This window comes from Paraconexibacter sp. (assembly GCF_041602235.1).
Classification (GTDB): domain Bacteria; phylum Actinomycetota; class Thermoleophilia; order Solirubrobacterales; family Solirubrobacteraceae; genus Paraconexibacter.
In genome coordinates this window covers 1-1679 of record NZ_JBFIGP010000476.1, presented here as the reverse complement: position 1 = coordinate 1679, position 1679 = coordinate 1, and the positions used below count along the sequence as shown (strand labels likewise).

Here is a 1679-nt window from a genome sequence, read left to right as displayed (position 1 = left end):
GTCGCGCTGGGCGCGCGTGCCGCACTCGCGGGCGGAGAAGTCACGTACCGCCTCGACGAAGGCGGCCTGCTCGTCGGTCAGCTCGAAGCCGTTCATGGTGTCTCTGCTGCTTTCTTGGGATCGGATTGCACGCGGGGCAGCTCCTCGCCGACCAGCGCGAGGAGGGTCTGCAGGAGAAGGTGATGGAGCGCTGCGCGGGACGGCTCACCACGCTGGAGCCAGTCGATCGTGAGCGCCTGCGCGAAGCCGCCGTAGCCGCGGATCAGGGCGCGCAGTTCCGGCGGCGCCTGCACGGGCGACCCCCAGGCCAGCGCGATCAGCTGATCGTCGATGCGAGCACGGCTCTCGGCGAGGATCGCGTCGACCTCCTCGTCGAGCCCCGGCGCCTGGGCGCTCACCGCGGCGAGCCAGGTCTGGCGGTTGCGATCGATCGTGTCGATCCACCGGTCGATGGCGGCCACGACCGCCTCCGCGCCCACCGGTGGCGCGCCGTCGCCATGCCCGAAGGCACCTTCGGGGATGGTCAGCATGCGCCGCAGCACCTCGACGTAGAGGTCGCGCTTGGTACCGAAGTAGTGGTGGACCAACCCGCGAGCGATACCTGCCTCACGCGCGATCGCGACCGTCGAGACCGTGTCGTAGCTCTGCTCGGAGAACTGCCTCGCGGCGACGGCGAGGATCTGCGCGCGTCGTGCGTCGTGCCCGAGGTAGCTGCGCTTGGTCGCGTCGGAGGCCATGCGACGACGCACCGTACACGACTTTTGGCGGGGTGCCAAAAATGGTGCCTTGCGCTACGCCGGCAAGCGCGTAGCCTGAGACCACCTGCACGTGAACAGCTGGAGGGTCGAGATGGAAGTCCGCGCTCTGGATGTCCCGCCCGACGGCGTCGCCGCCGGCGTTCTGGCCGGTATCGGGGGGACCCCGATGGTCGACCTGTCCGGGCTGGCCTCCCCCGGATCCGCTCGGATCCTCGCGAAGCTCGAGTGGGCGAACCCGACCGGCAGCATGAAGGACCGGATGGCCGCGTCGGTCATCGCGGGCGCCGAAGCGCGTGGCGATCTCCGGCCCGGGGACACCGTCGTCGAGTACACGGCGGGCACCACCGGCATCTCCCTCGCGTGCGTGTGCGCTGCGCGCGGCTACGGGTTCCATGCCGTCTTCTCGGACGCGTTCAGCGACGAGAAGCGGCACACCATGCAGGCGTTCGGGGCGACGGTCGAGGACATCCCCAGCGACGGCGGGCGGATCACCGAGCAGCTGATCAAGGCGATGATCGCTCGCGCCGGGGAGGTGAGCGCACGACCCGGTCACTGGTGGTGCGACCAGCTCAACAACCACGACGCGGTGACCGGCTACCACGCGCTGGGTGAGGAGATGTGGCAGCAGTCGGACGGCCGGGTCGACGCGTTCGTCCACACCGTGTCGACCGCCCACTCGATCCACGGTGCGGCACGGGCGCTGCGGGCCCACCGACCGGACATCGAGGTCATCGCCGTCGAGCCCGCCGAGTCCGCGGTGCTGTCCGGCGGCCCCACGGGTGCGCATCGGATCGAGGGCATCGGGATCGGCTTCGTCCCACCCCTCTGGGACCCCCGGGAGGTCGACGCCATCGAGCAGGTCGCGAGCGAGGCCGCCATGGACATGAGCCGCCGGCTGGCCCGCGACCGCGGCCTGCTCGC

2 protein-coding genes are annotated in these 1679 nt (G+C 70.8%); one reads left to right on the top strand and one right to left on the bottom strand.

Going from position 1 to position 1679, the window contains the following annotated elements:
* Positions 1 to 92: 92 nt before the first annotated feature.
* Positions 93 to 737 (bottom strand): TetR/AcrR family transcriptional regulator, encoded by a 645-nt coding sequence (locus ABYE80_RS20610; protein ID WP_372792293.1) that lies wholly within the window; start codon positions 735 to 737, stop codon positions 93 to 95.
* A 112-nt stretch (positions 738 to 849) separates the two neighbouring features.
* Here ABYE80_RS20610 and ABYE80_RS20605 point away from each other — a divergent pair.
* On the top strand, positions 850 to 1679 hold an 830-nt coding region (locus ABYE80_RS20605; RefSeq protein ID WP_372792291.1), incomplete at its 3' end, for a PLP-dependent cysteine synthase family protein.

Bases quoted from the DNA above. Each gene is read 5' to 3' on its own strand.
- ABYE80_RS20610 (WP_372792293.1), bottom strand. From the start codon at position 737: ATGGCCTCCGACGCGACCAAGCGCAGCTACCTCGGGCACGACGCACGA.